Below are 1972 nucleotides of genomic sequence, written 5' to 3'. Positions count from 1 at the left end.
CCGCCGTCTGCCAGGCCCGTTGCAGATCGCTGGCGTACACGGCGGCCAAGGGCTCATCGGCCAAGGCGCGGGCGGCCAGCCGGGCCTGCTCCAGCCCGCGCGCGTTCAGCGCAATATCGGTATGACCCTGGATGCGCGAAGCGGCGTTCCAGTCGGTTTCACCATGACGGATGGCGATGATGCGGGTGGGTTCGGGCGGGTTGTCGAGCATGGTGCCCGCATTGTGCCGCAGCCCTTCGCCGGCCCTAGTTGAAGCTGTAGCCCACCCGCAGTTGCACATAGTCCTGCCCCGGGTTGGGGCGCTTGATGTCGGCGTTGGAGTAATGGGTGAGGCGCGCGCCCAGCGTCCAAGGCGTGCCCGCGAAGCGATGCAGCAGGCCGATGGAATCGCCGAACTGGTAGGCGGTGGAGATTCGCTTGGCGCCGAGGGTCGTGCCCGAAAACAGGTTGGCGCCGATGCCGAATTCCATGGCCGTCTGCGGCGCAAACCACCAGCGCGCAAAGGGCGTGAGCCCGACGTGGGTGAGGTGGCGGCTGCCGGGGCCTTCCGAGCTGCTCACTTGCCCCAACGAGGCTTCGAGCACCACGTCGAGGCGGCTATGCGCGAAATCGTGTTGCCACAGCGGGCCGGATTGAAGGGCCAGCGTTGCATTGCTGTAGCTGTGGCCCTTGTCGATACCCCAGAGCGCGGAAAGCTCGGTGGCCTGCGCTGGCGCCAGACCTGCGGTGAACAGCAGGGCGGCGGCGAGGGCCGCGCGGCGCAGCGCCGCTGGGGTGAGCCCGGGCCGCTTCGCCCCTTGCTTGGGCCGATGGGAATTTTGAGAAGTTGGGTTTTGCATCGCAGACCTCTTTGGGGTTCTTGAGAAAGATGTTTTTAGTGCGCGCCTGCTGCGGCCTCACCGCCGGCGCTGCTCTTGGCGGGTTTGATGAACCAGACCAGCACGATCATGGCGACAAACAGCCAGGCGCTGAGGCGGAACATGTCGTCCACAGCGAGGGTGTACGCCTGTTGGTCGATCAGGCGGTTGATCACGCCCAAAGCCTGCTCATAACTGAAGCCCTGAGATTGCATGCCATGTAGTACGGGCTCGACCACCGGGCTGCCCGCGTAGATGTGCGTGACCAGCTGCTCATGGTGCAGATCGGCGCGGTCGGTCCACAAGGTGGTGTAGATCGAGGTGCCGAACGAACCTGCGGTGATGCGCGCGAAGTTCGATAGCCCCGAAGCCGCCGCGATGCGGTGCGACGGCAATCCGCCGAGGATGATGCCCAGCAGCGGGATGAAGAAAGTCGCCGTGGCGATGCCCTGAATCACCGTGGGGATGGAATATTCCCAATAGCTGTCGCCCGTGGTGAACTGCGAGCGCATATAGAACACGACGGCGAACACCAGGAAGGAAAACGTGGTGACCCAGCGCGAATCGAGCACCGGCAGATAACGCCCGATAATGGGCGAGAGAATCAGCGCGAACAAGCCCACCCAGGCCAGTACCTCACCCGCGTCGGTGGCGGTGTAGCCGATGAACTCCTGCAGCCACAGCGGCAGCAGCACCAGGCTGCCGAAGAACATGCCGTAGGCCAGCGCCAGCAGGATGGTGCCGATGGTGAAGGTCGGGATCTTGAACAGGGTCAGGTCGACTACCGGATGCTCGTCGTAGATTTCCCAGATCAGGAACAGCACGAAACCCACTACGGCCGCGGCGGCCAGCGCGATGATGACCGGGCTGGAGAACCAGTCGAGTTCCTGCCCCTTGTCGAGCATGATCTGCAGCGAGCCCACCCAGATGACCAACAGCCCCAGTCCGGTCCAGTCGATCGGCAGCTTGCGGATGGGCGTTTCGCGTCGCAGGTAGATCGACGCCGTGACCGCCGCGGCCAGCAGACCCACGGGCACGTTGATATAGAAAATCCACGGCCAGGAGATGTTGTCGGTGATCCAGCCGCCGAGCAGCGGCCCCATGATGGGGGCGAT

3 protein-coding genes are annotated in these 1972 nt (G+C 64.4%); all 3 read right to left on the bottom strand.

Features of this window, described 5'->3' with window-relative positions:
• Nucleotides 1–211, bottom strand: a 211-nt coding sequence (locus B7X30_RS15530) for a histidine phosphatase family protein (RefSeq protein WP_286731849.1), incomplete at its 3' end; no start/stop codon positions are given.
• Nucleotides 212–245: 34 nt separating this feature from the next.
• Nucleotides 246–839 (bottom strand): acyloxyacyl hydrolase, encoded by a 594-nt coding sequence (locus B7X30_RS15525; RefSeq protein ID WP_013104405.1) that lies wholly within the window; start codon nucleotides 837–839, stop codon nucleotides 246–248.
• Between the two features lie 35 nt (nucleotides 840–874).
• Nucleotides 875–1972: DHA2 family efflux MFS transporter permease subunit (locus B7X30_RS15520; protein ID WP_286731845.1), on the bottom strand; the 1098-nt coding region annotated here is incomplete at its 5' end.

It is taken from the genome of Thiomonas sp. 13-64-67 (genome assembly GCF_002282795.1).
Classification (GTDB): Bacteria; Pseudomonadota; Gammaproteobacteria; order Burkholderiales; family Burkholderiaceae_C; genus Thiomonas; species Thiomonas arsenitoxydans.
Note: the sequence above shows the minus strand (reverse complement) of the source record. Positions and strands in the feature narration are given on the sequence as shown.